The sequence below is a fragment of the Microcoleus sp. B4-C2 genome, assembly GCF_036705265.1.
In the GTDB taxonomy this organism is placed as follows: Bacteria; Cyanobacteriota; Cyanobacteriia; order Cyanobacteriales; family Microcoleaceae; genus Microcoleus.
Genome location: NZ_JAUBUB010000002.1, coordinates 22,336 through 48,081 on the forward strand (window position 1 = coordinate 22,336; position 25,746 = coordinate 48,081).

28 protein-coding genes are annotated in these 25,746 nt (G+C 44.6%); 19 read left to right on the forward strand and 9 right to left on the reverse strand.

The window, feature by feature from the left end; genetic code table 11:
• Positions 1-169: 169 nt before the first annotated feature.
• Positions 170-1,069: a DUF4436 family protein gene (locus QUB20_RS01200; RefSeq protein ID WP_333057223.1), complete on the forward strand. Its 900-nt coding sequence runs from the start codon at positions 170-172 to the stop codon at positions 1,067-1,069.
• 116 nt (positions 1,070-1,185) lie between these two features.
• On the opposite strand, the gene QUB20_RS01205 is transcribed toward QUB20_RS01200, so the two are convergent.
• A complete protein-coding gene (locus tag QUB20_RS01205; protein ID WP_333242666.1) occupies positions 1,186-2,064 on the reverse strand; it encodes an SGNH/GDSL hydrolase family protein in 879 nt (292 codons plus the stop codon).
• A 222-nt stretch (positions 2,065-2,286) separates the two neighbouring features.
• Positions 2,287-2,994 (reverse strand): hypothetical protein, encoded by a 708-nt coding sequence (locus QUB20_RS01210; protein WP_333242663.1) that lies wholly within the window; start codon positions 2,992-2,994, stop codon positions 2,287-2,289.
• 57 nt (positions 2,995-3,051) lie between these two features.
• Between QUB20_RS01210 and QUB20_RS01215 the strand changes: the two genes are divergently transcribed.
• The 13 genes from QUB20_RS01215 to QUB20_RS01275 all read left to right on the forward strand — a co-directional run bounded on the left by QUB20_RS01215 (position 3,052) and on the right by QUB20_RS01275 (position 15,038).
• Positions 3,052-3,681 carry a hypothetical protein gene (locus QUB20_RS01215; RefSeq protein WP_333242660.1) on the forward strand — a complete coding sequence of 210 codons (630 nt, stop codon included), beginning with the start codon at positions 3,052-3,054 and terminating at the stop codon, positions 3,679-3,681.
• Positions 3,682-3,697: 16 nt separating this feature from the next.
• Positions 3,698-3,877 carry a hypothetical protein gene (locus tag QUB20_RS01220; protein WP_333291101.1) on the forward strand — a complete coding sequence of 60 codons (180 nt, stop codon included), beginning with the start codon at positions 3,698-3,700 and terminating at the stop codon, positions 3,875-3,877.
• On the forward strand, positions 3,874-4,092 hold the full coding sequence (locus tag QUB20_RS01225) for a hypothetical protein (RefSeq protein ID WP_333242658.1): 219 nt from the start codon (positions 3,874-3,876) through the stop codon (positions 4,090-4,092). The genes QUB20_RS01220 and QUB20_RS01225 overlap by 4 nt, the downstream gene beginning before the upstream one ends.
• A gap of 161 nt (positions 4,093-4,253) precedes the next feature.
• Entirely contained in the window at positions 4,254-4,727 is a 474-nt protein-coding gene (locus QUB20_RS01230) for a hypothetical protein (protein WP_333242655.1), read from the forward strand.
• 898 nt (positions 4,728-5,625) lie between these two features.
• On the forward strand, positions 5,626-5,907 hold the full coding sequence (locus QUB20_RS01235) for a type II toxin-antitoxin system mRNA interferase toxin, RelE/StbE family (protein ID WP_333242652.1): 282 nt from the start codon (positions 5,626-5,628) through the stop codon (positions 5,905-5,907).
• Positions 5,908-6,269: 362 nt separating this feature from the next.
• The gene (locus tag QUB20_RS01240; protein ID WP_190658612.1) at positions 6,270-6,512 is read left to right on the forward strand and encodes a DUF7219 family protein; all 243 of its coding nucleotides are present in this window, start codon (positions 6,270-6,272) and stop codon (positions 6,510-6,512) included.
• Positions 6,513-6,618: 106 nt separating this feature from the next.
• Positions 6,619-7,152: an RDD family protein gene (locus tag QUB20_RS01245; protein WP_333242649.1), complete on the forward strand. Its 534-nt coding sequence runs from the start codon at positions 6,619-6,621 to the stop codon at positions 7,150-7,152.
• Positions 7,153-7,190: 38 nt separating this feature from the next.
• Positions 7,191-7,379, forward strand: coding sequence for a 50S ribosomal protein L33 (gene rpmG / locus QUB20_RS01250; protein WP_006631376.1), 189 nt, complete (start codon positions 7,191-7,193; stop codon positions 7,377-7,379).
• A 168-nt stretch (positions 7,380-7,547) separates the two neighbouring features.
• Complete coding sequence (gene rpsR, locus QUB20_RS01255) at positions 7,548-7,763, forward strand: 30S ribosomal protein S18 (RefSeq protein WP_006631377.1); 216 nt, start codon at positions 7,548-7,550, stop codon at positions 7,761-7,763.
• Positions 7,764-8,076: 313 nt separating this feature from the next.
• Positions 8,077-10,083, forward strand: coding sequence for a ribonuclease R family protein (locus QUB20_RS01260; protein ID WP_333242645.1), 2,007 nt, complete (start codon positions 8,077-8,079; stop codon positions 10,081-10,083).
• Positions 10,084-10,694: 611 nt separating this feature from the next.
• Positions 10,695-12,137: a 1-acyl-sn-glycerol-3-phosphate acyltransferase gene (locus QUB20_RS01265; RefSeq protein WP_333242642.1), complete on the forward strand. Its 1,443-nt coding sequence runs from the start codon at positions 10,695-10,697 to the stop codon at positions 12,135-12,137.
• Between the two features lie 158 nt (positions 12,138-12,295).
• Entirely contained in the window at positions 12,296-13,180 is an 885-nt protein-coding gene (locus tag QUB20_RS01270; RefSeq protein ID WP_333242640.1) for a histidine kinase dimerization/phospho-acceptor domain-containing protein, read from the forward strand.
• Between the two features lie 397 nt (positions 13,181-13,577).
• Positions 13,578-15,038, forward strand: coding sequence for an IctB family putative bicarbonate transporter (locus QUB20_RS01275; RefSeq protein ID WP_333242709.1), 1,461 nt, complete (start codon positions 13,578-13,580; stop codon positions 15,036-15,038).
• 438 nt (positions 15,039-15,476) lie between these two features.
• Here the strand turns inward: QUB20_RS01275 and QUB20_RS01280 are convergent, their stop codons facing one another.
• The 3 genes from QUB20_RS01280 to smpB all read right to left on the reverse strand — a co-directional run bounded on the left by QUB20_RS01280 (position 15,477) and on the right by smpB (position 17,727).
• Positions 15,477-15,704 carry an Osc7112_2153 family protein gene (locus QUB20_RS01280; protein ID WP_333057233.1) on the reverse strand — a complete coding sequence of 76 codons (228 nt, stop codon included), beginning with the start codon at positions 15,702-15,704 and terminating at the stop codon, positions 15,477-15,479.
• Entirely contained in the window at positions 15,701-16,417 is a 717-nt protein-coding gene (locus tag QUB20_RS01285) for a tetratricopeptide repeat protein (RefSeq protein ID WP_333057234.1), read from the reverse strand. The genes QUB20_RS01280 and QUB20_RS01285 overlap by 4 nt, the downstream gene beginning before the upstream one ends.
• Positions 16,418-17,259: 842 nt before the next feature.
• Complete coding sequence (gene smpB, locus QUB20_RS01290; RefSeq protein WP_006631384.1) at positions 17,260-17,727, reverse strand: SsrA-binding protein SmpB; 468 nt, start codon at positions 17,725-17,727, stop codon at positions 17,260-17,262.
• Positions 17,728-17,854: 127 nt separating this feature from the next.
• On the opposite strand from smpB, the gene xrtO reads away from it, so the two are divergent.
• Both xrtO and QUB20_RS01300 read left to right on the forward strand, forming a co-directional pair.
• Entirely contained in the window at positions 17,855-19,408 is a 1,554-nt protein-coding gene (gene xrtO, locus QUB20_RS01295) for an exosortase O (RefSeq protein WP_333242637.1), read from the forward strand.
• Positions 19,398-22,298: a TIGR02921 family PEP-CTERM protein gene (locus tag QUB20_RS01300; protein WP_333242634.1), complete on the forward strand. Its 2,901-nt coding sequence runs from the start codon at positions 19,398-19,400 to the stop codon at positions 22,296-22,298. The genes xrtO and QUB20_RS01300 overlap by 11 nt, the downstream gene beginning before the upstream one ends.
• Positions 22,299-22,485: 187 nt before the next feature.
• Here the strand turns inward: QUB20_RS01300 and QUB20_RS01305 are convergent, their stop codons facing one another.
• Together QUB20_RS01305 and QUB20_RS01310 are read right to left on the reverse strand one after the other, a co-directional pair.
• A complete protein-coding gene (locus QUB20_RS01305) occupies positions 22,486-22,788 on the reverse strand; it encodes a Rieske (2Fe-2S) protein (protein WP_333242632.1) in 303 nt (100 codons plus the stop codon).
• Between the two features lie 99 nt (positions 22,789-22,887).
• The gene (locus tag QUB20_RS01310; RefSeq protein WP_333242628.1) at positions 22,888-23,124 is read right to left on the reverse strand and encodes a helix-turn-helix transcriptional regulator; all 237 of its coding nucleotides are present in this window, start codon (positions 23,122-23,124) and stop codon (positions 22,888-22,890) included.
• A gap of 115 nt (positions 23,125-23,239) precedes the next feature.
• Here QUB20_RS01310 and QUB20_RS01315 point away from each other — a divergent pair, with 115 nt between their 5' ends.
• From QUB20_RS01315 to QUB20_RS01325, 3 genes are all read left to right on the forward strand, one after another.
• Positions 23,240-23,503, forward strand: coding sequence for a peptide ABC transporter substrate-binding protein (locus QUB20_RS01315; RefSeq protein ID WP_333242624.1), 264 nt, complete (start codon positions 23,240-23,242; stop codon positions 23,501-23,503).
• 251 nt (positions 23,504-23,754) lie between these two features.
• Positions 23,755-24,297: a hypothetical protein gene (locus QUB20_RS01320; protein ID WP_333242619.1), complete on the forward strand. Its 543-nt coding sequence runs from the start codon at positions 23,755-23,757 to the stop codon at positions 24,295-24,297.
• 53 nt (positions 24,298-24,350) lie between these two features.
• Positions 24,351-24,581 carry a DUF7336 domain-containing protein gene (locus QUB20_RS01325; RefSeq protein WP_333242616.1) on the forward strand — a complete coding sequence of 77 codons (231 nt, stop codon included), beginning with the start codon at positions 24,351-24,353 and terminating at the stop codon, positions 24,579-24,581.
• A gap of 8 nt (positions 24,582-24,589) precedes the next feature.
• Here the strand turns inward: QUB20_RS01325 and QUB20_RS01330 are convergent, their stop codons facing one another.
• Both QUB20_RS01330 and QUB20_RS01335 read right to left on the reverse strand, forming a co-directional pair.
• Positions 24,590-25,258: an HAS-barrel domain-containing protein gene (locus QUB20_RS01330; protein WP_333196850.1), complete on the reverse strand. Its 669-nt coding sequence runs from the start codon at positions 25,256-25,258 to the stop codon at positions 24,590-24,592.
• A gap of 153 nt (positions 25,259-25,411) precedes the next feature.
• Positions 25,412-25,603 carry an NAD(P)H dehydrogenase subunit NdhS gene (locus QUB20_RS01335; protein WP_333242613.1) on the reverse strand — a complete coding sequence of 64 codons (192 nt, stop codon included), beginning with the start codon at positions 25,601-25,603 and terminating at the stop codon, positions 25,412-25,414.
• Positions 25,604-25,746: the final 143 nt, after the last annotated feature.

The following is a 25,746-nucleotide window of genomic DNA, read 5'->3' on the forward strand; positions in this document are numbered from 1 at the left end:
CCCCGGCTCACAGCGAAAGTCCTCTAAAAGAGGACTAAAACCAACATTTATTATCGCTCAAGTTTCTTCAGTCGGTTTTAACCGACTTTAGCTATGAGCCAGGGGTTTAAACCCCTGGCGGACTGCGGGAAATACTAACAACATTTTAACACATAAAAATCCCTATTAAATGCAAAGTATCAACAAAGTTAATCTCAAAAAAATACTTATTTTAATTTGCAGTCTGGTCGTAATCTTTGCAATTATCTTATCTATTTACTCTCACAATGCTAACGCCCAAGAGCCTTACAATCCATCTCCAGAAAGCGCTGTAGCGTCGAAAGGCTTGGTTGAGGTAAAAATGACATTAATTGCCGTTGACCCCATTAAAAACGAATTAGAAGCCCGCTTGCAGTTTGAACTCAAAGGTATTTATAAAAAAGGGCCAACTTACCCGGCTCAAGACTTGTTAATGACAGTTAACGGCGCAAATGTACCGGATTCGGAAATTACCTTTAAAGAAGGCAAACCGATGATTGTCCCTGCATTGAAGTTTAACTTAGTCAAAGGGAAAATTAACAATTACCCGTTTGACACCCACATTGCTAAAGTAGCTATTTCGATCGACCCGCTGCCTTCGATTGGTAAAAAGTTTGCTCCATTTGAACTCAATCCCGTACCTCTGGAATTTAATTTCCATGCCGATGTTCCCGGTTTCGACATCAGTTATAAGCCGATGGAAGAGAATTCATCTATCTTTATTTATATCGATGTTTCTGCAACTCGATCGCTCCCGGTGAAATTCTTTGCCTTAGTGATTATTGTGATCATGTGGGTGCTGTCAATTATGGCGCTTTTGCTAGCATTAAAAGTGATGAAATCGGGTAAGTTACCGGAAGTGGGAATGCTGAGCTGGACTGGTGTAATGCTATTTGCTTTTCCCGCTATTCGCAATGCTCAACCGGGAGTTCCGCCGGTGGGAACTGCCAGTGATTTTCTGTCGTTTTTTTGGACAGAAATTATAGTTGTGGTGGCGTTGGTGATTATCGGTAGTTGTTGGTTAAAGCGGTATCATCCGCCGATTGAATGATTTGAGATTTTAGATGTTATATTGGAATAATTTACCCGCGACATAAATCAGGGGGCTTGTAGCTTTGATACTTTCAATTAACACCCCAAAGTCAACTGTTAACTAAATTCAAAGATTCAATTTTTGACTTCCAAATTCTCAATATCCTTTGCGGGTACGCCCAAACCGCGCAAGATAGTAAAAGCTATAATTCGATATCCCGATTGATTTGGGTGCACTCCATCTGCAGCCAACAAATTCAGAGTTTTGCCCGCGTGCTTTTGATACGTGGCGATAACTTCCCGACAAGGCGCATTCAAATCGATAAACAAGCACTGATTCTCTAACGCAATTTCTCGCATCGCGGCAATATACTCTTGCAACCTGCGATTTTCTGGGTTGTCGAGAATTTCGCCGATAGGAGTAGGAGAAAGCAGTACAACTCGAATTCCTGCGGCTTTTGCCGCCAGCACCATTTGAGTTATTTTCTCCCGATATTCTGCCAGTGGCACTCCGGTGGGCAACTTGCCTTGCGGATAAAATCGCAGGTTTTGGAAGTCAAAGAAAGCGTGCCAAACGTCGTTGACTCCGACATTAATCATCACTAAATCTGGCTTTTGGTCGATCGCATCTTTCTGGAAGCGTGCTTGCATATCAGTCGCCTTGTTACCGGAGATTCCGGCGTTGACGATTTCGATTTGGCGATCGGGATAAAGGGCATTGAGATAGCGTTGCAGCCGCCAAACGTAACCTCCGGGGTATTTCCCGCCCTCGGTGATGCTGTCGCCCACTATCACAATTTTGCGATTGCCGGCGAGTACGTTCTGGATTTCTGGTGGCGGCGTTGCTTGGGATACAGATTCTTTAAACACTGGAATTAAGGAGTGAAGAAGGTTGAAGGCAATAACAGCAGCAATTACGGCGATGGGAAGTCTGATTAAAACTTGCCTCAGCCGGGGTTTGGGACGGGGCGATTCCCTTCGGGATAGCTTCGCTTGACGCGCATTTGCAGACATAAGGAAGAAGGAAGAATAAAAAAGAGCCTATTTGATGCGTGTCCTCAGTTTAATCGTAGATTTTAGCCTGAGTCTTCTGAGAGTGAGCCATCAATTTCACTATAGTTGCAAACAATCCTGGACTTCGGCGTGAGACGTTCGGCGAGATCAGTCGATTTGCGATCGGTCGAACGCTGAGAAATGACGTTTATTGCAGGTTTGAGTGTTGAGTATTGCAGGTCACTACATATCCCTGCTAGTTGGTTTAAAATTTTGCACAAAATTCATCCACCGCTGAATTTTAGAACCGGTGATGTCTAAAATCGGAATAGAATAGACATCTGATTCAGGAGGGCCGCCCTCGGTATCTTTGGCAATGCTTGTGCTTTCTGGCTTACCTAAGCCGTAGGTTGAAGCCATTTCGCTAGCTAAACTACAGGGAATTCTAAAGTTTCCCATGCGAATACTTCCATTACCTGCTGAATAAACCCATTCATAACCGGAAACGCCTCTAAACTGCTGGCACAAAAAATGGGAAGTTTCAAACATTTTGGCAAGATGAACATCGTAGAAACGAAGCTTGCCACCGTAAGCCGGTTGAGTTGTATCTCGATTGGGTGCAGTCAGTTGCATGAGGACAAAGCCTCCCCTAGCTTCTGTTCCACCATACCGAATGCTCAGCGGCACCTGGGTGCTATTTTGAGCCTGGATGATGTTAACCTTTTGAGTAAATTTAGCGCTGTCAGCCTCAGCACTAGGTTCGCTACCCAAGTAAGTAGGAGCAGAAAAAGCTCGGTTTGCAGGCAGTAATATAACCGCACAGGTTATTAGTTTTGCCAAATTGTGGCGCTCTGCTTTTTTGCCGATCGCATATGCTTTACTTAGCACAGTGCGATCGCAGGTGATTGGCGTGCGCTCGAGTTGGGCTTGTGAGAGTGGTGGTTTATACATAAGTTGTATGAGCAAGGCTGGTAAACTAAGGGTTGACAGAACTGGAAAGTATTACTTATGAGAAAACGCGCGCTAGTAACCTTGATGGTCAATATGATAATTTTGGGTTGCTGTTTACCAATTATTGCACAACAATCTAAACGATATCCAACTGAGAATGAATTACAGCAATTAATGAATCGCTTTCGCAGTTTTGTTGCTTCTCCGCAGCCGGGAAATCGTGATTTTTATCTTCGAGATCGCCGTAATCAAAATGAAATTCAGAACTTGAAAGCGTTTGTTAGAGCTTGGTTGCCAGTTAATCCTGATGTAGCACCTTTTATCGGTAAATGGACGGCGCTAGAAGAAAATCTAGATATTTATCCCTCAACGATCAAAGGTCGAGTGTGTATTTTAGAAACTTTTATTCCCACAGCCAATGACATCGGGATAAGTTTTGCTCAAGGAACTATCTCTGGCAAACAAATCAGAACAAGCGAACGCACGATTTTGGTTCAACAAGGTAACTATTTAGGGGTGACTTTTATTAACACTAGCAACAATCAAGCTGGTATCTACGAATATGCTTGGCCTAAACCGCTCGTCGATCCAGCTAAATTAATGAGTTACATTTCTCAAGCCGATAGAAATCGGTTGCTTCAACAATTTAAAGAAGCTGGTTGTAGTGATACTTTGCCAAAGAAGTAATGAAATGATTAGAGTAATGAAAAAAAGCTTGCTTATACTGCCTATCATCTCATTTTTTTATGTCATGGCTTTGCAAGATATGTTAGGTTGTAAGGTGGATATTGTGACGGAACAGGGGTTAAGTCGTTTGATTGAGGATCGGGTTTGGGCGGAGGCTAAATCTTTAGTTAATTTTACTTTAAAGGAGGCTGTATGATGACGGTACAAGAAATTATCGATCAAATCGAAAGTTTATCAATAGAAGATCAGGATCGGTTGTTTGAGTTTATCCGCAAGCGACGGATTGAAAATCGGCGGGATGAAATTTTGGCGAGTGCTCAGGAAGTTTTTAGGGCTGTAGAGACGGGAACAGCCATGAGAGGAACTTTTGAAGAGTTGAAGTCATATCTATTAGAGGATGAGGACGAATGATTTTAACAACCGATCCGAGTTTCAAAAGAAGTCTTAAGCGATTAATTAAAAAAATAAGCAATTACAAGACCAGATATTAGAGGTTTTAGAATTGTTGGGTGATGATCGCTGCTATAATAATCTCTAGGATATTAAAATTTTGAACGGTTGAGGGTATTATTATGAATGACAATTCAGATGAAATAAATAAATTTTTAGAAAATAAAGAATTTATAAGGGGACTACTCTCTTTGGTAGAACAAATAGTGACTAAGCCCCAGTATGAATATATTCAAGTTTACTATAACGACGAATTAAAATCTAACTTTTTGGGTCTAAAATATCGTTTTAATGGATTTATAATTACAGGGGCATATACAAATAACATAAAGATGAAAGATGACTATATCACATTATTTAATAAATTAGGAAGTCAAGGTTGGAAATTATTTAGCGTTACCCCTGAACATTATATGGGTCAAACTGATTCCGGTAAATTGATAGATTACACAAGAAATGTTTATCTATTTGAAAGAAGAGCGTCAACCGATTCGGACTTTTGGCTAGATCAAGCGCTAGATATGTTAGAGATAAAAGAAGAAAAGTTATATGAAGACTTCAATGAAGACTTTAATGAAGACTTCAATGAAGAATGAAAGATTTATATCCTACTCAATTACCAATTATTAATTGCCAAGAATGATACAGTGGTTCCTGCTTTTCTGAGGTATAGCAGCAACAATTGACAAACCAATTTCTTAAATATTGAGGATTCATTGAGTATGCCGTAATACAGCAGGAACCGCTGTAAAAGTTAAGTCCTCAACCACTACCATGCTCTTATTAAGAGCTAAAAGCAATCTAGCAAAGACTTAAAGAATAAATTACAAAACTATTGCCGATTTTGATTGTTTGTGTTATCATGACTTTTATAATCCCAAAGCTTAGAATTTCCAGCACTCCCTGCTTTGCAAGAAGCAAGTGGAAATATTCAAACTTAGCACTTATAACCTTCTCGAAAAACTCGACTATCTTGTCGGACGAGCGTTTGGTTCTTCCAACGCTTCACAACCAAAAATTGAATAATGTAAACCTTTGCCAGGAGTCCTACCAAGAACTCCTTTTTTTTGGTCATTTTCACGTCGGATCAAGCTGAAATTTTGTTTTCTGAATCAGAAAGGAGTTTTTGACATGGCTAAACCCAAACATAAAAGCATGAGAAATCAGCCAGAGATGTACGACGAGATCAAAAAAAGCTGCGCCTTTAGCCTTACCAAAACGGCTATCAAAAAACTGGATGTTTTTTCTAAAAGATACCGCATTTCTCGCTAGGAACTTGTTGAGCAAATTGCTAGAGGAATTATCAAGTTATAGCAACCGCCAAGGCTATTAAGGCGCTTTGGTAATTGCTTCCTTCTACTGCGCGAACTGGGTGATGAGTAAAGCGCCTTAGCCATGCTATACATACATTTTTTTTAATGCTGTATAGCCAAGAACAGCCTTGAAATTAACTTGTGAGAATTTGAAGTCATATTTATTGGAGGATGAGGAAGAATGATTTTAACAACCGATCCGTGTTTCAAAAGACGTTTTAAGCGATTAATTAAAAAAAATCACCAATTACAAGACCAGATATTAGAGGTTTTAAGATTGTTGGGCGATGATCCTTTTAATCACGCTTTAAAATCTCATAAGTTAACGGGTAAATTGGACGGTTTGTGGTCTTGTTCTGTTGCTTATGATTGTCGAATCATTTTTGCTTTCAAAAAAGATGCTACAACAGGTGATGATTTAATTGTCTTGGTTGATATTGGAAGCCATGATGAGGTTTATTAATATGTAGCTGCGGCTTGACGCTATACCCTACGGCTGCAAGCCCCTGGATTTCGATAAAGAAAAAACCTGTATCCGAGAAACTTTCCCCCCGAATTTATCCGTGGGGTCAATGCTTCAAATCTAAAATCTAAAATCTAAAATCTAAAATCTAAAATCGCGCAATCGATTGACCCCGCCTGCGTAAGTTGTACAGGTGAAATTACTGAGGTTTTTGTCGCCCTCATCTGTCGATGTAATTGCCATCACAAAAAAGTTCGCCCAATGTCACATGATTTCTGCTACTTACAGCACACCTTTAGAAGGGGATCGCGGTTTATAATATAGATAACTAGAAAAAAAGGTTTTCAAGCGAGGTTAAAGCAATGGTAGCAAATTCAAATTTTTTATATCCTCAAAATCGTTATTACGGTGAAGTAAAGCCAGAGAATTTAGTATTTAATGCGAATTTACAAGAGTTTTCTCAGCGAGTGGGTTACATCAGTTCCTTGACATCTAACGGTAAAATCTCTGTGGAACAGGCATTTACTCAGATCCAAACACTGTGGGAACAGGTGGAAAAGTCAAAAAAGCAGTTGGGAATCGGCGAAAATCCATTTTCAGCTTGAATAATTAGCGCTTGGCTTGGAAGTTGAGTTACACGCCATTGATGCCGATCGATTAATCGAGAGCTTAAGATCAAAAAGTAGCTAGTGACGATCGACCCTTTTGCCTATGAGTTCCGATTTAGTACCTCTCCTTCCCAAAGTATCCGTCGGCCGCCGCGCCGCGGCACTCTGCATCGACGGAATCGCAGTTTGGCTGCCCAGTTTGCTTCTGGGTACTAATGCGATCGTCCAAACCATATTTTTTGTCCTGCTGTGGCTGATCATGCGCGTAGCCATCGTCAGGAAAAACCAAGGTCAAAGTCTCGGGCGCTGGGCTTTGGACATGAAAATTGTCGATCCCAGATTCCAACGGACTCCCGGAGTGCAAAAACTGTGCAAGCGCGAGGCATTGCTGGGCTTTTGCGCGGCCTTAGCCTTCGCAGGTATAGGTGGACTCACATCTACCAACGCCGCCGTCTTGCTGCTGATGCTGCCCCTGGCGATCGACTGTAGCGTAGCCCTCACCTCCGCCGAAAGGTTTCCCCAAGCTTTCCACGATCGCATCGGCGGGACGATCGTAGTTGGAACCCGCCGTGGCTACTCCCTCGACATCAAAGTTAGAAGATTGCTTGACCAAGTGCAGAGCAATGTGAGAAGATAATAAATTGTGTTTAAATTAGTCGAAATTTATTTAGAATTATGGCTAAAGGCGTCCGCATCATAATTACTCTAGAGTGTACTGAGTGCCGTACAAACGTAAGCAAACGCTCAAAAGGCGTGTCTCGGTACACCACCACCAAGAACCGTCGCAACACGACGGCGCGGCTGGAACTCAAAAAGTTCTGCCCCCATTGCAACAGCCACACTGCCCACAAAGAGATCAAGTAGCGATTAGTCATTAGTCCTTAGTCATCAGTCATCAGTTGTTGGCAATTGATATTGATCGGCGAAAAGCAGATAATTAACCAATGCTTTCCTGACGGCTAGCAACTAACGGCTAATAACTAAAAACTCACAATCAACAGTCAACAAACAACAGTCAACAAACAACAAACCATGACTTACTTTCGCCGGCGCGTTTCGCCCATCAAACCAGGAGACCCGATCGACTACAAAGATGTAGATTTGCTCAAAAAATACGTCACAGAACGCGGTAAAATTTTGCCCCGCCGGATTACCGGTTTGACGGCAAAACAGCAGCGAGACCTGACCAGAAGCATCAAAAGAGCAAGAATTGTAGCTTTGATGCCCTTCGTAAACCAAGAAGGTTAACAGGATTTGGGATTTTGGGTTTTAGATTTTGGACTGGGAATAAGACTTGCGCGAAAACAACGTCTTTCTGTCATTAATAGTGCAGCAAGAATGCAGCGAAATAATCGCGAAATAAGATTAAGAGTCGCAGCAGCGCAAGTCTTAATCACAAGTCAAAAGTTAAAAAAAAAGCAAGAATAAAGAACAACTTTTTAGATTTTAACTTTCACAATTGACCAGAAAAAATGCCAATATCCAAAATCTAAAATCGCAAGCTCGAAACTCGATAAGTGGCCACGGTAAAAATCCAAAATCTCAAATATAAAGCTGGCAAGTGGAGAAGGGAACGTTAGTAGAATTTAGAGTGCACGGCGACCGCCGTCTGGCAGTTGCCGATCGCCCCGACGGCAAGAAAAACTGGGTCGTGGTAGACGAAAACGGTCAACCGCACAGCATACCGCCCAAACAAATCAGCTACGAAGTAGTCGGAGAAACTTACAAACCCTCCGACATTCCCAAATTTCTCAAAGAAGTAGAAGCCTACTCAGATCCGTCGAGTTTGGAAGTCGCTTGGGAACTTTTAGTCGGTGACGGAGAAACAGCAGATCCCGAATCCCTGGCAATACTGCTATTTTCCGAACGCAGTGCGGCCCAGTGTTACGCGGCCTACTGTTTGCTGTCAACAGATAAACTGTATTTCAAACAAAAGGGCGATCGCTACGAACCGCGATCTGCAGCCCAAGTAGCCGAAATCAAACACCAGCAAGAAGTAGAACAGCAGCGACACCAAGAATCCCAAGGATTTTGGGATCGAGTCAAACAGCGGCTGGCAGGGGAAAATGTAGATTGGGAAAATAGCGATCGAACTCGCCTCGACGCCCTAGAACGCTTTGCCCTCCTCGGAGAAGAAGCAACGCACCGCACCCCAGCCTTAGAAACTTTAGCCAGCTTACAACGATCCGAAAACCCCGAAGCAGCATTTGGCCTCCTAGTCGAGCTCGGCCTCTGGAGTACCCACGAAAACCTGTTTTTGCGGCGAAGCCAAATTCCCCTACAATTCTCCGCAAAGGTATTAGAAGTGGCCCAACGCTGCCTAGAAAATCCCCCAACCGACTCCGACACAAATCGTCTCGATTTAACTCACCTCAAGGTTTACACGATCGACGACGAAAGCACCACCGAAATCGACGACGGCCTCAGCTTAGAATTCCTCGAAAACGGCCAGCAGCGGATCTGGATACACATCGCCGATCCCACCCGCTTGCTTTCCCCCGGAGACGAACTCGACCTCGAAGCCAGAAAGCGCACCACTACGGTTTACCTGCCCACGGGAATGATCTCCATGTTTCCCCCAGCTTTGGCAACCGGGCCAATGAGTTTAATTCAAGGCAAAGAGTGCAGCGCCCTCAGCTTCAGCGTCACCTTAGACGAAATCGGCGCGGCTCAAGATTACAGCATCCACATCAGCACCATAAAACCCACCTACCGCTTGACATACGATGACGTAGACGAAATGCTGGAGTTGGGAATCGAAGCAGAACCAGAAATAGCAGCGATCGCCTCTGCGGCCAAACTGCGGCAAAAATGGCGGGAAGCCCAAGGCGCAATCAGCATTTTCATGCCAGAATCCGTCATCAAAGTCAACGGCGACGACATCAAAATCCACGTCATCGACGACTCCACCGCCCGGATGCTAGTCGCCGAAATGATGATTTTAGCCGGCGAACTAGCCGCCCGCTACGGTCAAGCTCACAACCTGCCCATACCCTACCGCTATCAGCCACAGCCCGAACTCCCTCCCGATGAAGAACTGCTAGCCGTTCCCGCAGGCCCCGCCCGCGCTTGCGCCGTGCGCCGGTGTATGCCCCGCAGCGAAATGGGACTCACCCCCGGACGCCACGCCGGCTTGGGTTTGGAATTATACACCCAAGTTACTTCTCCCATCCGCCGCTATACCGACTTGCTGACTCACTTCCAAATCAAAGCCCACCTGCGGGGCGAACCACTACCTTTTTCCGCTGAAGAAATACAGGACATTGTGATGTGTCTCGGCACCGCAGTTAAAGAAGCATCCACTGTCGAACGCCAAACCAACCGCTATTGGGGATTGGAATATTTGCGGCGCAACCCCGATGAAGTTTGGGAAGCCTTAATGCTTCGCTGGCTGAGGGAAGACAGCAATCTGGGATTGATTTTATTGGAAGATTTGGGTTTAGAATTGGCAATGCGATTTGGTCGATCGGTCGCAATCGGCGATCGACTAGAAGTCAAAGTCACCCACTGCGATCCGCGATCGGATGTCATTAACTTCCAAGAAATGATATTTGAAGCCGCACAATAGGATTTTAGATTTTAGATTTTAGATTTTGGATTGCAAAAATCTGTGTTGAAGGTGGAAACTGAGGATAAATCTCGTTTTTAGTCGAGTTTCTGACCTCCTCGCATCCCCATTGTCAAGCAGGGCTGTTTCATTCTCTTGTAGGGGCTGCCCCCCGTGGCTGCCCCCATGTCTTAAACGCCTGTGAAGTCGTCTGTGGGGGGGTAGGCACGGGGGCACTACCGTACTAAATCGCCATTTTCGTGAGAATGAAACAGCCCTGCCTTGTCAAGGACAGGGGGTAAAAAAGATGATCGCTTTATATTTAGTCCTGTAAAATAATCCTAATTCTTGTCAGGGCTAGTTTACCTCTGAATCTGTAATATCAGCCAGAAATACCGTACACCGGCCCCGACCAAAATATTGGGGTCGATCGACTCGACATGATATCCGATCCCAGACAGGTAATACTTTTGACATTAAATTGACACGACACGCTTTGCTATATCCTCTCTTCCTCCGTGTCCTCTGCGTCCTCTGCGGTTAATAAAACAAACTTCAGCATTCTCAAAATTGGAAGTTTTCACCCCAACCTAGTAATCTAAAATCTAAAATTTAAAATTTAAAATCGCAAAATGCCCAATTCAATTAGCCAAGTTCAGCCGCCGCTGGAATTCATACCCCCAGCCTACAACCCCCTAGTGATGCAAGGTTGTAAGCAAATACTCCCCTGGTGGCTGCGATTTCGGACGAGTATCAGCCACGTTCAAGCCGAAAACGTCGAAACCCTCGCCGAACTATTCCACCAATTTCAAAATCAGAAAGTTCGCTTCTTGCTAGCCTTCCGCCACCCCAACTCAGACGATCCCTACTGTTTGGGACAACTAATTTGGAAACTCGTTCCCCAGGCGGCGCGGGCAAAAGGCATTCCCCTGCAATTCCCGGTACATTCCCACTTTATCTACGATCGCGGCATTCCCCTGTGGGCCGGTGCGGGAGTCGGCTGGCTTTATTCCCAACTCGGTGGCACTCCGATCGTTCGCGGTAAGATCGATCGCGCCGGATTGCGATCGGCCCGCGATTTATTTGTCAACAGCCAATTCCCGATCGCCGCCGCCCCAGAAGGCGCTACCAACGGTCACAATGAAATAGTCAGCCCCCTCGAACCGGGAATTGCTCAAATGGGCTTCTGGTGCGTTGAAGATTTGCTAAAAGCCGGACGCACTGAAAAAGTTTTAATTGTGCCGATCGGCATTCAATACCGCTATGTCAATCCACCTTGGCAACCCCTAGAAAAACTTTTAACTCAATTAGAAATTGATTGCGGACTGCCACCCTTAGAACGCACCGATATCGCTAATTTAGAGACGGCAAATTCCGATTCCGAAAACCAAAATCATAAATTCCAATATCTACGCCTGATTCGACTTGGCGGTCATTTGCTAGCAGTAATGGAAGAGTTTTACAGCCGTTTTTATCATAAGCAAATACAGTCATCTACATCTAGTTTAACATCATTATTCTCCCCCAAAATAACGGCAAATGATTCGGACAATGAAGTAATGATTGCTCGACTGAAAGCTTTGTTAGACGTGGGTTTGCAAGTAGCCGAAGAATATTTTAACTTAAAGCCCAAAGGCAGTTTAATAGACCGCTGCCGCCGTCTGGAACAAGCAGGCTGGGAGTATATTTATCGAGAAGATATCAAAGATATTGCAGCACTTTCTCCCTTAGAAAGAGGATTAGCCGATCGCCTCGCTGAAGAAGCAAGTCTTCGGATGTGGCACATGAGACTTGTAGAAAGTTTCGTGTCTGTCACGGGCAGGTACGTCGCAGAACAACTGACAGCAGAACGTTTGGCAGAAACAACTTTACTGCTGTGGGACGTACTGGCTCGCATCAAAGGGGGAAATCCTTTCGGCAGACCGAAGTTGGGCAAACAGCAGGTACAAATGACCGTGGGCGAACCCATATCAGTGAGCGATCGTTGGGATCGATATCAAACCAGTCGCAGGTTAGCAGTTGCCGAACTCACTCAAGACTTGCAATCAGCTTTAGAAGCAATGATTAAATCTTAATTACTCAGATAAGGAAGAGCTTTTAGGGAATAAGGAATATATATTCTTCTTCACTACCTTTTTTTTGTGGTGAATTATAAACAAATTGTTATAGACTTTTGGAATAGGTCTAATGAACCGCAAACCCTCGCTCGACAATGAACCAATAAAAATTAACGATGACTAACAAACCTATCGATTTGTCTACTAACTCAATTAAAGTAAAACTGCTAAATAATTTAGCGCAGGAATTGCTCACACCACTCACTTCTGTCCTCGGCATGGCAAGTGTGTTGAAACAAGAAATTTATGGCCCCTTAACGAGCAAGCAAAAAGAATATATTGACGTGATCCAAGACAGCAGCCGCTCTTTGCGATCGCTAGTTGAAGAAATTTTGGAACTGGCCGAACTAGATGATTCCGCTTTCACCTTGAAGCGAACCGCAGTCGATATAGAAACTCTGTGCCAGCAGGTTGTGACAATTCTGTCGTCCGTGGCAAGTAGACGAGAGCAAGAAATTAATTTGTCGATGGGGCCCGGGTCGCGCATCTGGTTGGTAGATAAAGATAAGGTTCAGCAAATGCTGCACCACTTAATTTTTAGCATTATTCAATCTGCTGGGGCAGGCAGCGTGATTCGAGTCCACGTTTCTCGGAAAGAAGACGGTATCAACATCGGAGTTTGGGTTTTTCATCCTTGGTTAGGGGAAAGTTTGCCCCATGCTAAACTCTACACCGACTACTTGTTGAAGGCCGGATCTGGTAGCGGTTCGCCATCGAACTCCGAAACCGACTCTCCCGGAGAACCGCAACTCCCGACACAGGGTTCGCAGCGATTAACGCTGGCGTTTTCTGAGTTGGCGGCTTTGGCGGCGCAGAATGCAGAGGATAGTGCACCAGTGTTAGCTGGTTACGGGGCGCGCGAACGCTTGGGGCTGCTGCTTTGCTGCCAATTGGTGGAAATTCAAGGCGGTCAACTCTCGATTCAAGGAACCCCGGAATCTGGATATCGCTACGTGCTCTGGTTGCCCTGCACAAATGCTACGGAATTGTTGGAAGGGTAAAGAAGGAAGAAGGAAGTTCGGCAACGGATTTTCTAACGGATGTAACGGATGGAAAGAAGAAGGAAGATGAAACAAGTCATTTGTTAATTAATACTGAGATGTTGCACCATTCTCAATAAGGCTTTTATGCGCGGCCTCGCGTGCCCCGCCCACAAGAAATTTATTCTGGGTGGAGCCGACCCGAAAAGCCTTAATCGAGAATGGTTCAAGATGCGAGTTAAGCTGAGGCGCATCTACATTTGACAATCAAATTCGAGCAAATTCTTGTGGGGTGGGCGTCCCGCCCCACAAGAATACAATTTAGATGCGTAACAGCTTACTACCAATTGTCGATGCTTTTAGACTCAATTCCCAATTCCCAATTCCCAATTCCCAATTACCAATAATCAATCTAAAAATGAATTCAGTTTGGCAACAATTAACTCTGGCAAATTTGCCGCTCTCTCAGTGGCAAAGTAGAAGTTATTTATTCAATTTGGCGATCGGCTCTTTACGCAGTTGGCGGCAGAGTAGCTGGCTGATGCAGTGGGCAGAACCCTTGGGTTTTGTTTTGCTGGCCTTGACTTTCGGTTTGGCGCCGTTTGTAAACAATGCCTTGGTGGGGGTGTTGATGGCGGCTAGCGCTGCATTTTGGGTGCTGCTAACTGTTTCGGACGATCGCCCGATCGCCTTGAGGCCGATTTACTTGCTGGTACTGCTGTACTGGGGCATAGCCACCGTCGCAACGGCGATGTCGCCGGTGAAAGTCGCCGCTGCTACTGGTTGGAGCAAGCTAACCCTGTATTTGCTGTTTTTTGCGCTGATGGCTCGGATCTTGCGAGATCCCCGTTGGCGATCGTGGTTAATTGCCGTATTTTTGAACGTCTCTCTAGTTGTCAGTTTCTACGGCGTGCGGCAGTGGATTGATAAAGTGCCACCATTAGCTACTTGGAACGATCCGACTTCTACTCAAGCCAATGTCACGCGAGTTTACAGCTTTCTGGGAAATCCTAACTTGCTTGGTTCCTATTTACTGCCAGCCATTGCATTGAGCGCCGCCGCGCTTTTTGTGTGGAAAGGATGGGGAACAAGAGTTTTAGCGCTGACGATGCTGGTGGTGAATTGCGCGTGTTTGCGCTACACGGACAGCCGGGGTGCTTGGATCGGTTTTGTGGCTCTACTGGTGGTATTTTTAGTGCTGCTGTGGTACTGGTACAGCCCTTTGATGCCTCGGTTCTGGCGAACTTGGGCGCTGCCGTTAGGGTTAGGAGGTTTGGCTGGGGCGTTAATTTTAGGAGTGGCTTTAGTGGAGCCTCTGCGCGATCGAGTTTCGAGTATGTTTATTGGACGAGGTGACAGTAGTAACAATTTTCGGATTAATGTGTGGACGGCGGTGATTGACATGATTCGCGATCGGCCAATTCTGGGAATCGGGCCGGGAAACACTGCTTTTAATAAAGTTTACCCGCTTTATATGAAGCCGAGATTCACTGCTTTGAGCGCTTACTCGGTGCTGCTGGAAATTGTGGTAGAAACCGGTTTTATCGGTTTAATGTGTTTCCTGTGGCTGATGACTGTCACCGTCAATCATGGTTTGTTGCAGATCAAAAATCTGCGGGATGCACAATTTAACATCTCTAATTTAGAGGAAGAATCCCAAAATCCCAAATCTCAAATCCAAAATCTCAAATCGAATCAGGGGTTTTGGTTGATTGGGGCGATCGCCACTTTAGCCGGCATGATGGCCCACGGTTTTGTCGATACAGTTTGGTACCGGCCGGAAGTTAATATGCTTTGGTGGTTGATGGTGGCGATTATTGCTAGTTTTTACAGCACCTCGCATCAGCAGCAAGATTCAGCTTTGACGGAGGGCGAGTAGATAGAATTGCTGGCGGGGTTTTATCCCCGCCCGGTGGCAGGGCGGTTTCATTCTCAGGGAAATCATCGTTTTGTAGGGGTAGTTCCTTTCTTTGCCTACCCCCTCCACCAATGATGAAATCGATGTTTCAAATATCGGGAATCTTCACCAGGGTTTGTCCCTTGGTCGAATGAAACAGCCCTGCGCCCGGTGTGGATGCCAGCAATAGCCTAGACAGCAATGATTAAGAGTTATAACAGTTCCAAAAAAGAATGCAGCTTTATGCAAGCTGCAAACCATTATCGCCATAAGTTATTTCCAATTCTTCAATTCTTAATCTCACATCTCAAATGCTATAAGGTGCGGACGGCGCACCCTGCATACTTACTACTACATACTACATACCTGTTGCTGTAAAGTGGTGATGGTACACTCTACAAAATTTATTGAAAATAACTCTTATTCTTCGCTCTCCGGAGTCATGATGAATCTCGGACACGCATATTTTCCACCATTTCTATCTCTGCACTGTCGCATCGACTGATCCGAACTCAACAGCATTTCGACTGATTGATTAAGGGCAGGTTTAACAGTCGCAGGAGTTGGCACTGCTTTTGAGGCTTGACTTAGCTCCAGTACCGTTATAATTGCCAGTATGGTTGATGAAAGCAAAACTGTGCGTTTCATTTTTTTGTTTTTTCCTCGTTTAATCGTTGACGTGCCATCCCTATCCATATATCCTCATCGAATTCTTGAGAATCCGCATACTTTAGACAAATTTTCCACTGCGGTAGCGCTTCCTTCGTATTTTTTATCTTTTCTAGGACTTGCGCTTTTAAGCAGTAAGTTGCTGGCCCTTCACTATCAATTTTAATCGCTTCATCCAGATGCTGCAATGCCTCTGAATATCGACCCTGTTCCAGGCGAGCCCATCCCAAGTTTTTGAGTAAAGAATATTTTACTCGATCGTCCTCAGCTAATTTCAAACCTTGCCACAGGAAGTGGACGGCAGCCGGATAGTTTTTTTTATCGACTATATATAACCTAGCCAGGTTGCTGTAAGCAGCAGGCAGACCGAGTTTTGCAGCTTGCAGATATTTTTCTCTGGCGCACTCTAAATCTTGCACCTCTTCGCAAAGCCATCCTAAATTGTAAAGAGCTGTGCGGCTTTTTGGATCTACCCAGAGCGCTAACTCATATGCTTGTTGAGTATCAGCGAATCGATTGGCTTTGTAGTTTTCAAAAGCCCTATTATTAAAAAAAGATGCCAGCTCCGGCAACCCAATTTGCCAGCCGCCAAAGCCTACTGCTAGCATCAGCAAGAAGGCTCCCCACTTGGAGTTATTATGCTTTTTTACTGGCTCTTTCATGGCATTGAAAATGTTAGCTAATGGTGTCATTTTTAGCATTTTTTAACTTGAGAGTTGGGCGATATTTTTTTGACCAGATTTAATTGCCACCCTAATGGCATATAATCTTACGAAATGACTCAGGTTTGAGTCCCTTTCTTATAAGAGTTTGTGAGTCCACAGCCGAATGCTTGGGTAATGTTCCCACTACCCAGAGGTATTCGAGCATAGGTTAACCATTCCTGAGACTCCACAAGCCATCCGGATATTTTCAGAAAAAAAGAACCGGGAAGCAGAAAGCAGATAGAACTCTTCTCCTTGTCTAAGTAATAATACTTAGGCAGCAGTCGATCGACAGTATGCGACTGTATGAGGAGATACAGCGTATTCCAGGTTTATGAAGTGTAGAGGGACTTACCCTGGGCCGTTTCCCTACGGGGAGCGAACGAGCTGGGGTTTAGTTAATCAACATAGAATTTGCTGTAAGGAATGAGAATTAAATAACTTCCACTCTTGAAAGTGGGATGGGCCTGAAAGCCCGTCCAAAAAGGACGGGCTTTCAGGCCCATCCCACAATAACAATTAAAATTGTAAGTTATTTAATTCGCGATCCTAAGATGGACTGCGGTGAAATAACTCTAATTAAGTTTGTAGTGACGATGGAAGTCCTCAACCTCCTCCCTTGAGGATTTTGAAAAATATTATAATGAGTCATGAACCGAAATCGATTTAAAATAGCCAATCATTAATCAGCAATCACCCATCATGAACCACTAATGACTCCTGACTAATAAACATCTCCCTAAATTAACTTTCAACCTTTGAGTAGCAAAGGTTTTAGTTTATTTTTCGGAGATGTCTAATAACTAATGACTAATGACTAATGACTCTGACTAAAATTGCTTCATCGCTCTTTCCATATCCCGCTTATCTTCGCGTTTCTTCAAATCTTCGCGCTTGTCGTACAGTTTTTTCCCTTTACCCAAACCGATATCCAGTTTTACCCAGCCGCCTTTCAAATACATTTTTAACGGCACTAAAGTCAAGCCTTTTTCTTCGACTTTGCCGATTAATTTGCGAATTTCCTGCTTGTGCATCAGCAATTTACGGGTGCGGCGGGGTTCGTGATTAAAATAGTTGCTAGCACTTCTCCAAGGCGAAATGTGAACGTTGATCAGCCACAGTTCCCCGTTCCGAACTAAGCCATATCCGTCGCGCAAATTGGCTTTTCCTTCCCGAATAGATTTGACTTCGGTGCCCTTCAACTCGATTCCCACTTGGTATGTCTCTATAATTTCATAGAGATGGCGCGCTTGTCGGTTATCGCTAACAATTTTGTATCCTGGACTTTTTTCGCTCATTTTTACCTCCGATAAAATTAATTATTATAACGCTAGCTTCTCTGTAGAGAAAATCGAAGCTTGACAAAACTTAAATAATCGGTCTGGACATTACCAATTTGGCTGAGCTAAGATGTCACCAACGTGAATGTCAAGCGGTATCATGCAGCGCACCAATATCACTGATTCTGCAATTCCAGATTCTGTTACTCCTCATCCTGCGGTTAATTTGGTTTGGCTGGCTCCTTTTTTGCTGGCGCTTGCTTGGTTTTGGGCCAATATCTCGGCTGTTAAGTGGCTGTTATCCTCGTTTGTTGAGATACCCACACTGTACAAAATAGTAATTGGCTTTCTGATTGTAGCATTAGTAGTGCGATCGAGCGGGAACTCCGCTCGCCCCTTCGGATTTTCACCCAATTTCGTTTTGAGGCGAGATCCGCTGCTGTTAATGTTGGGTGCGGGTATTTGCTCGATCGCCCTTCAGTACATAATTGATATCAAACAAGTTACTGTCCTGCTATTTATCCTCGGAACTTACGGGCTGTGCGGCTTATTGGTGGATTCCAACTTTTGGCGAAAAAACTTACCAATTGCGGGCTTGCTTGCTTGTATTTTACCATTTAATAGTCAGTTGAATAGCGGCTTAGGTTTGCCCGCGCGAGTCCTCACTGCTCAGGTAGTAGAACAGTTGCTTTCTCTGCTGCACATTGGGGCTATTTCTTCTTACGATATTATCATTTTGGAAAACGGCATCGCTCAGGTTGACGTGCCTTGCAGCGGCATTAAAACCCTTTTAGTCGGAACGCTATTTTTGCTAGCTGCTACCTGGCTGGAAGGGCGTAAATTGAGCTTAAGATGGCTAGCAGTCGGCGCTGCTAATCTCTTAATGTTGGTATGTGCTAACGCTGCGCGGGTTGCCGTGTTAGTCCTGGTTTCAGAAGTTTTTCAACAGCCAAACATAGCACAAATTATGCACGTTCCTCTGGGAATTGTCGGTTTAGTCTGTGCTTGTTTTGTGACGTGGTTAATGCTGCAACGAGTACCGAAATTTCAGCCAGAAAAAACCAGCGGTATTTCTGCAAAACCAAACTCAGAAATTCTTCCAAATCACCCTTTAGCCAAACCAGGAATAATTGCAGCAGTCACAGTTTTGGCAATAATGGCTCAACTGTCTCATGTAGAAACGTCAAAAATGGCGATCGCACCTTTAACATTACCTGAATACATTAAATCAGAGTCGATTCCGCTGAATCCTAGCGAACAAAAATTCTTTGGCAACTATCCAGACACGCAAACACAAAAAATCAGATTTGTCGCCGGCAACTTGCGCGGTTCCATGCTCACAGTAGCGAGCACATCCTGGCAAACTTATCACGCCCCCGAGTTGTGTTTTGTAGCCAGCGGAATTCCCGTCAATGGCATAGAAAAAAAACAACTAACTCCTTCCGTAACAGCGCGCTGGCTGTCTCTCAAAGACAACCAACTATCTGCTGCATACTGGCTGCAATCGACCCAGCAAACTACCGATAACTTCTTGTCGCGCATCGGCAGCGATATTACCCATAAAAATCATACTTGGGTGCTAGTTTCCATTTTATTTGACAGATCCCTACAAGCAGAAAATCATGAGGTAAAAGAGTTTGCTGGTAACGTCTACGATACCGTTAAACAAAGCTTACAAGGAGAAATGAATGAAAATTAAACAGGTATTTGATGGAATTTTTCAAACATTTTTTTGGGTTTGGAATTTGACATTTTTATCGATTGTTTACTTGGGAATTTTGCCGATTATAGGAGTGCCATTAATTATGGCGACAATCGAGGGCACTATCCCGCTAGAGTTTTCTTTGACGATGGCAGCTACGATCGCAGTACCCACTGTATGTACAGTAATAGGATCTAGGCGTTTTAGCGAGCAACCCCTACAGCTAATGCGTTGGTTTTACGGCGTAGAATCACCGCTATTTTTGCTGTGTTTGCTCCGCTTGTTCCTGCTGCGAGAACTCACCCCAGCTAGTTCTCTAATCATCGCTACTATTGCTTTGTGCATTGCAGCATTTTCAGTGGAAATGCTGTACGGATATCTGGGTAAAAGAGAAAATGTGCAAAATATTTTCGATTCCCAGAATTCCCATAATCAACAGCCTCGTATTTTCAACTTAATCGGAGAAAAGCGAAGTGCGTGGCTGCAATTAGGATGTCACAGTTTAATGGTAGTAGTTGGCACTTGGGCGGCAACATTGCTGCTTTATTACGCTGTACCTGTGGCATTGTATACACTTTATGGATTCTTATTTGTCGTCATTCAATTTTTCAAGTTTACATGGGTTTCACCATTTCTGGAGATGTTTAAATACGGGGCGTGGGCCTCGGCTTTAATTTGGATACCGCTATCGTTTATATTGTTTGGTTTAACCTGTAGCTTATTCGTTGTCATGCCTTCGCTGTACGGCTTTCTCTACATTCATTCCGGGCGGAAAATATGGCAGAGTTTTGCTGCACAATACGGAAAAAATAAAGCACTAATCGGAAGTTTGGGAGTCATAGCAGCTTGGCTGGCTATTTTCTCGGCTTTGCAGCAGCAGCCACAAGTTGCAGCGCTGAAAATGCTGGCGACTCCCCCCGCAAACGACAGCAGCCGCCAAACTTTATTAGCCAAATCTGATATGATTCGATCGGGCTTAGTTAACGCTTATTTGTCCCCTTACCGCTACCTCAGCACTGTAGGAGAAAACAACCACATTTATGAGATATACAAAAATATTTGGATTTTCCCTGACGCAGCGGCTCAAACCTTGCAGAACAGCTATAATTTTTTAATGTCGCCGTTTTTGTATCAAGGCTCTAGTGCTGATGTGGAAAAAGCAGAAAAACTCTACGGCGAATTCTTCGATACGCAACTGCAAAAAGGCGACACAGCAGCAGTAAAACACGCGGTGCAGTCAACATCAAATCGGGAAGAAGCTAAAGCTGGTTTGCTGAATGTCAATCAAGAAAAAGTGTGGTTGCAGTCGCAAGAAGTTACAGTCAAAGAAAACGGCGACTGGGCTGACGTTCAACTCTACGAAGTTTACAAAAATCAAACGCCGAACTTGCAAGAAGTATTTTACTACTTTTCCCTCCCTGAAAGCGCCGCAGTTACAGGAGTTTGGCTAGGAGATACTGGGGATTTAAATAAACGTTTTGTATTTACGGTATCGCCTCGCGGTGCCGCACAGCAAGTCTACAACCAACAGGTAGTAGAAAGAGTCGATCCGGCTTTGCTAGAACAAATTGGCCCCAAACAATACCGTTTGCGGGCTTTTCCAATCCCGGCTAAAAGAGAATTCATGCCAACTGACGGGCCAACGGAAATGCACCTGTGGCTTACTTACAAAGTCATGCGACAGCCGCAGGGTTGGGCGATGCCTGTTTTGGCTGAAAAACGCAACATTTTTTGGAACCAAAATACTCGCCGCACGATCGCCGGAAAAGATGTAAAATACAGCGGTAAAGAAGCAAGAGAAACTTGGCTACCACCCTTTTTGCCCGCAGTCGCACAGCAACCGCTAACCGTGCAGCAGGCGATTCTACCGGGAGGAAATATCATTTCTGCTAAGCCGTTGGCTGATCCAAATTACTCGCTACCCCAAGGCAAGAAAATTGCAGTTATTCTCGATACTTCCCGCAGCATGGTGGCGAAAAATAAGGATGTAAAAGAGACTTTTGAATGGTTGAAAGCTAATGCAGCAGGAAAAAATGCTGTTGATTTGTATATCGCCAGCGCTGCGGGAATGCCACCTAAGTTTGTGGAAGATGTACGCAATTTCGATGCGGCAAAGGTGACATTTTATGGTACAATCCAGCTCAAAGATATGCTGCAACAGTTTGCACAGTTGCGGGGCGATAAAAGTTACGATAATGTATTTTTGGTGAGCGATCGCCACAGTTACGAATTGTCGGACGATCGCAAACTTAAACTTTCCATCTCTGCACCCCTATGGACAGTGCATTTGGGAGGTTTGCCCCCCGGCTACGACGACGCAACTTTAAAGGTCATTCAAGATAGCGGTGGCGGAGTTTCTACAGATATGAAAGAGGCGATGCAGCGAGTAGCAACGACAGCAGCTTCGGGCCAATCTACCGTTAGCGTTGTTGACGGCTATGCTTGGACTTATGCCAAAAATTCCAAATCAGAAAAGACACTCAAATCGGGGGCTGTTACAGAGCCAAAAGATGCCGGAAATGAAGGATTTAAACCAATAGCTGCGCGGCAGTTGATAACTGCACTTAGCAAGCAGAAAAGTTCCAATCAATTGACGCAACTGGATGCGATGCACGCAGTAGCTAAAAATTTCAAAGTGGTGACGCCTTATTCTTCGATGATTGTGTTAGTTAATGACGCGCAAAGGGAGCAACTAAAAGCAGCGGAAGCTAAGAGCGATCGATTTGACAGAGAGGTAGAATCGGGTAAGGAACAGTTGAGTAAGCCGAATAATCCTCTGAATGTTTCGGGGGTTCCTGAACCGGAAGAATGGCTGCTGTTGGCGGTAGGTGCGATCGGGCTTTTGGTGATTTTCCTCCGCCAGCGGCGCGCGAAAATGGTAGGTTGAAAGATGGTTCGGCGCTTGAAACCGCTACTACATAAACAAAGTCGGCCTCCGCAGACTAAGAGAGTGAGGGGGTATTTAAGCCGGACTTGATATCAAATACTAATCTACAGTCGTCTTTAGACGACTTTAGCTATGAGACAGGGGTTTCAACCCCTGTCGGACTGTCGGACTTAGCTAAGACTAATGACTAATCTATTTCTACAAAAACGCGATCGCCCTCAATCTTTACCGGATAAGATTCCAGGGAATCGCTGGGTGCATTCAAACATTTACCCGTATCTAATTTGTACTGATATTTGTGAAAAGGACAGGTAATGATACCGTTGCTGACTTTACCCATGTCGATCGGATATTCCAAATGAGTGCAAGCATTGCGGTAACAAGTGACATTCATGCCTTGACGGTTCAAAATCACTGAAGTTTCGTCAACTTTTACCTTCAAGACACCCCATTCGGGAACTTGATTTAGCGCTGTTATTTCTAGCCACATATAATCTTCCTCGCTTTAAATAAATTATTGCAAATTAATGGGCGATCGTCCTTGAATGCAGCAAGGGCGATCGGTGGGGCGCTCTCCACACCTGATAACCTAACCGTTTTCCTCGTCATTTCCCAGGTACAACCTGACGAATTCATCAGCCGCCTCCCGATTGAATGTCTGCAACGCTTGCTTAATCGCAAATACCGCCTCAGCGGATGGATCTCGTTCTTCACTCACCCAACGACTAACGTTTGAGCGATCGATTTCCATCTTTGCCGCCAATTGATATTGACTGATATCGTATGCCTCTAATATTTTTTTGAGGGCTTTACCTGCTCTTGCCATGTTCCCGATTTTGTCAGAGAGTCATGCTCCTGTAAACGTTGCTGATTGTCATCTAATGCGCTACACTGCGAGTAGTTGACAATTAGCACCTATCAGATAGAGGAGAGCGACCGCAATGACTCAAACACAGCTTTTTGTTTCCACAAATATCAACGAAATCCCTACATCGCCGACATCGCAGCCAAATCCTGTGCCTGCTGAACCAGACCGGGAACCTGTGCTGATCCTAGTGATTGGCTCCCAGAAGGGAATCGATAAAATTGTTAGCGCACTCTACTTGCGTCGCTTTGCAGCAGTTCAAGAATGGTCGCAGATTTTACCTGCCCCGACTATCGGCAAGCTCATGCGGAGTTTGATTCGCTATGTTTCTTTAGATTAAATTGGGCAAAAATGCTCTTTTACATCAGACGCAGTGTTCTGCAAAACTGAATGGGGCGATCGCATTTTGAATTAAGTGCGATCGTTTCTTCCTTAATGTAAAAGCTCTTAAGCTGTCGCGCCTTTAAATTGCATATTCAGGGCGGGCGGGACGCCCACCCCACAAGAGTTAGATTGTTTTTTGACAGACAATTTAAATGCAGAACAGCTTACCACCTTTATGTCGCGAATTGATCGCCAGAGCGAAACCCTATGATAGTCACCGTTCGAGATCCCGAAATTCTCAAAAATCTACAGCCAGAAATTGTGCGTACTTACCTCGAAACGCATTGCTGGCAAGAAGTGCGACAAATTGACGATAAAGCTTCTCTCTGGAATCGCCACAGCGAAACCTCAGAAGAGTTAGAGATTCTGCTACCATTAAAACCAGAATTTTTAGACTTTCCCCGCCGGATGGCTGAAGTTTTACAAACCCTAGAAATTGCTGAAAATCGTTCCCAGCTCGAAATTCTCAGCAACCTCTTGACATCAGTTCCTAACATTACCATTCAAGGCATAGTCACCAACTTGCAAGAAGGATTATCAGCCGGAAAATTAACTTTGACGGGCGTTATTGTTGGCAAGCTGCGGCGCATTCAGTTAGAACTAGCAGAACCAGTCTACGAACTGGCAGTTAAAGCTTATCAAGCCAGAATTCCGGTTATTTGTCAAGGCAATTTAGTTAAACAAGGTCGCTCTTTTTTGCTGGAAAGTACCCATCACTTTACATTAGACTTAGACGCATGGTTGGAATGAATGCTTTCTACTATAATCAACTTAAAGAGCAATAATTAAATGATTTTAAGAAGATGGTTAATGTCTTTATTCTTCAGCACGTCCATGAATTCGGAGATGACGGCGAAGACTACAAAATTATCGGTATTTATTCGACTAAAACATTAGCCGAATCTGCTAAGGCAAGAATGCTCTCCCAGCCCGGTTTTATAGATGCTCCAGAAGGCTTTCATATAAGCTGTTATCCCTTAGATAAAGACCACTGGATCGACGGCTATGTAACTGTTTATTATTCAGATTCTTAACCTTTCCCTTACGGATGAATCTGACTCAAAATCACCCGCAACCGATCGTAATCATCCTTCAGCAAAACACTCAAACTCCTTCCCGCTTCCACCAACCAAGATCGATCGCGCATCCGCAACTGATAAATCTCACGAATCGCCGCCGCCGTCAGCGCATCCACTGGCGCATTAGTCACCCCCAGCAGCGTCCTCAAAAAGTCCAACTGTACGGTAAAATCAATCACCTCATCCGGTTCGCAGCGATAAACCGCCTGGTGAATTTGCGGCGGGCGCGGTGGCAAATACTGATAAATTTTACCCCTCGATGGGCCGTGGCCGTTCAACCTTTCCGGCGCAGCCTCAAACCCCACAATCGCCACTCGAAACTCGGTTTTGAGCATCGCAAAAATCTGCGGTTGTTCTTCCCGCAACTCTTCGAGGGACAAACCCAAAGCGCGAGCTCTGTGCACCGAGTCGATCGGGCTAGTCGTAGCGTAATAAACCACGCCGTAAATTTGATTTTTCGACTCTTCATCCTCGGCCTTCACCCAACTCCCAAAAGGCGGCATCACGGGAAAGCTTAAGTCTTCCGGTTCCAAACATTGAGCCAAAAACTCCGAAGTTGCCGTCTCGATTACCTCAGCAATGCGATCGGGATGGCGCTCTTTTGTAGCAAATTGGGGTAAAGGTAAACGCATAGTTTTAGTGATTAGTCATTAGTCATTCGTCATCAGTCATTAGTCATTAGTCATTGGTTTTGTGCTAGTTTTCAAGGGTCTTGAGTTAGTAGCCTGGTATTGGGTACTTTAGCAATTACAAATTACCCATTAACAATGACTAATGACCGCTGACTATTTCGCCCGGCCCGCCGTAGCATCCACAAGTTCCAACTGCGACACGCGGAATGTAATCAGCTTGTCCCAATTCCCGCCTTCAAACAGTACCGCGACTTTCCCGTCGCTAACTCGCTGGACTTGTCCTTGAAAGGCGTAGTAAATCTCACCCTTATCTTTAACTCGAACTGCCGAACCTGGAAAAATCATAATTGTTTGAAAGTTAAGTTGGCTGTTTATAGCTTAGCGTTTCTTGGCGATCGAGAGTTGATGCTAAAACAGGCAAGATGCCTGTTCCACAAACAAGCACAGGCAAGATGCCTGTTCCACAAACAAGCACAGGCATCTTGCCT

Bases quoted from the DNA above. Each gene is read 5' to 3' on its own strand.
- QUB20_RS01200 (WP_333057223.1), top strand. From the start codon at position 170: ATGCAAAGTATCAACAAAGTTAATCTCAAAAAAATACTTATTTTAATT.
- QUB20_RS01205 (WP_333242666.1), bottom strand. From the start codon at position 2,064: ATGTCTGCAAATGCGCGTCAAGCGAAGCTATCCCGAAGGGAATCGCCC.
- QUB20_RS01210 (WP_333242663.1), bottom strand. From the start codon at position 2,994: ATGTATAAACCACCACTCTCACAAGCCCAACTCGAGCGCACGCCAATC.
- QUB20_RS01215 (WP_333242660.1), top strand. From the start codon at position 3,052: ATGAGAAAACGCGCGCTAGTAACCTTGATGGTCAATATGATAATTTTG.
- QUB20_RS01220 (WP_333291101.1), top strand. From the start codon at position 3,698: ATGAAAAAAAGCTTGCTTATACTGCCTATCATCTCATTTTTTTATGTC.
- QUB20_RS01225 (WP_333242658.1), top strand. From the start codon at position 3,874: ATGATGACGGTACAAGAAATTATCGATCAAATCGAAAGTTTATCAATA.
- QUB20_RS01230 (WP_333242655.1), top strand. From the start codon at position 4,254: ATGAATGACAATTCAGATGAAATAAATAAATTTTTAGAAAATAAAGAA.
- QUB20_RS01235 (WP_333242652.1), top strand. From the start codon at position 5,626: ATGATTTTAACAACCGATCCGTGTTTCAAAAGACGTTTTAAGCGATTA.
- QUB20_RS01240 (WP_190658612.1), top strand. From the start codon at position 6,270: ATGGTAGCAAATTCAAATTTTTTATATCCTCAAAATCGTTATTACGGT.
- QUB20_RS01245 (WP_333242649.1), top strand. From the start codon at position 6,619: ATGAGTTCCGATTTAGTACCTCTCCTTCCCAAAGTATCCGTCGGCCGC.
- rpmG (WP_006631376.1), top strand. From the start codon at position 7,191: ATGGCTAAAGGCGTCCGCATCATAATTACTCTAGAGTGTACTGAGTGC.
- rpsR (WP_006631377.1), top strand. From the start codon at position 7,548: ATGACTTACTTTCGCCGGCGCGTTTCGCCCATCAAACCAGGAGACCCG.
- QUB20_RS01265 (WP_333242642.1), top strand. From the start codon at position 10,695: ATGCCCAATTCAATTAGCCAAGTTCAGCCGCCGCTGGAATTCATACCC.
- QUB20_RS01270 (WP_333242640.1), top strand. From the start codon at position 12,296: ATGACTAACAAACCTATCGATTTGTCTACTAACTCAATTAAAGTAAAA.
- QUB20_RS01275 (WP_333242709.1), top strand. From the start codon at position 13,578: ATGAATTCAGTTTGGCAACAATTAACTCTGGCAAATTTGCCGCTCTCT.
- QUB20_RS01280 (WP_333057233.1), bottom strand. From the start codon at position 15,704: ATGAAACGCACAGTTTTGCTTTCATCAACCATACTGGCAATTATAACG.
- QUB20_RS01285 (WP_333057234.1), bottom strand. From the start codon at position 16,417: ATGACACCATTAGCTAACATTTTCAATGCCATGAAAGAGCCAGTAAAA.
- smpB (WP_006631384.1), bottom strand. From the start codon at position 17,727: ATGAGCGAAAAAAGTCCAGGATACAAAATTGTTAGCGATAACCGACAA.
- xrtO (WP_333242637.1), top strand. From the start codon at position 17,855: ATGTCAAGCGGTATCATGCAGCGCACCAATATCACTGATTCTGCAATT.
- QUB20_RS01300 (WP_333242634.1), top strand. From the start codon at position 19,398: ATGAAAATTAAACAGGTATTTGATGGAATTTTTCAAACATTTTTTTGG.
- QUB20_RS01305 (WP_333242632.1), bottom strand. From the start codon at position 22,788: ATGTGGCTAGAAATAACAGCGCTAAATCAAGTTCCCGAATGGGGTGTC.
- QUB20_RS01310 (WP_333242628.1), bottom strand. From the start codon at position 23,124: ATGGCAAGAGCAGGTAAAGCCCTCAAAAAAATATTAGAGGCATACGAT.
- QUB20_RS01315 (WP_333242624.1), top strand. From the start codon at position 23,240: ATGACTCAAACACAGCTTTTTGTTTCCACAAATATCAACGAAATCCCT.
- QUB20_RS01320 (WP_333242619.1), top strand. From the start codon at position 23,755: ATGATAGTCACCGTTCGAGATCCCGAAATTCTCAAAAATCTACAGCCA.
- QUB20_RS01325 (WP_333242616.1), top strand. From the start codon at position 24,351: ATGGTTAATGTCTTTATTCTTCAGCACGTCCATGAATTCGGAGATGAC.
- QUB20_RS01330 (WP_333196850.1), bottom strand. From the start codon at position 25,258: ATGCGTTTACCTTTACCCCAATTTGCTACAAAAGAGCGCCATCCCGAT.
- QUB20_RS01335 (WP_333242613.1), bottom strand. From the start codon at position 25,603: ATGATTTTTCCAGGTTCGGCAGTTCGAGTTAAAGATAAGGGTGAGATT.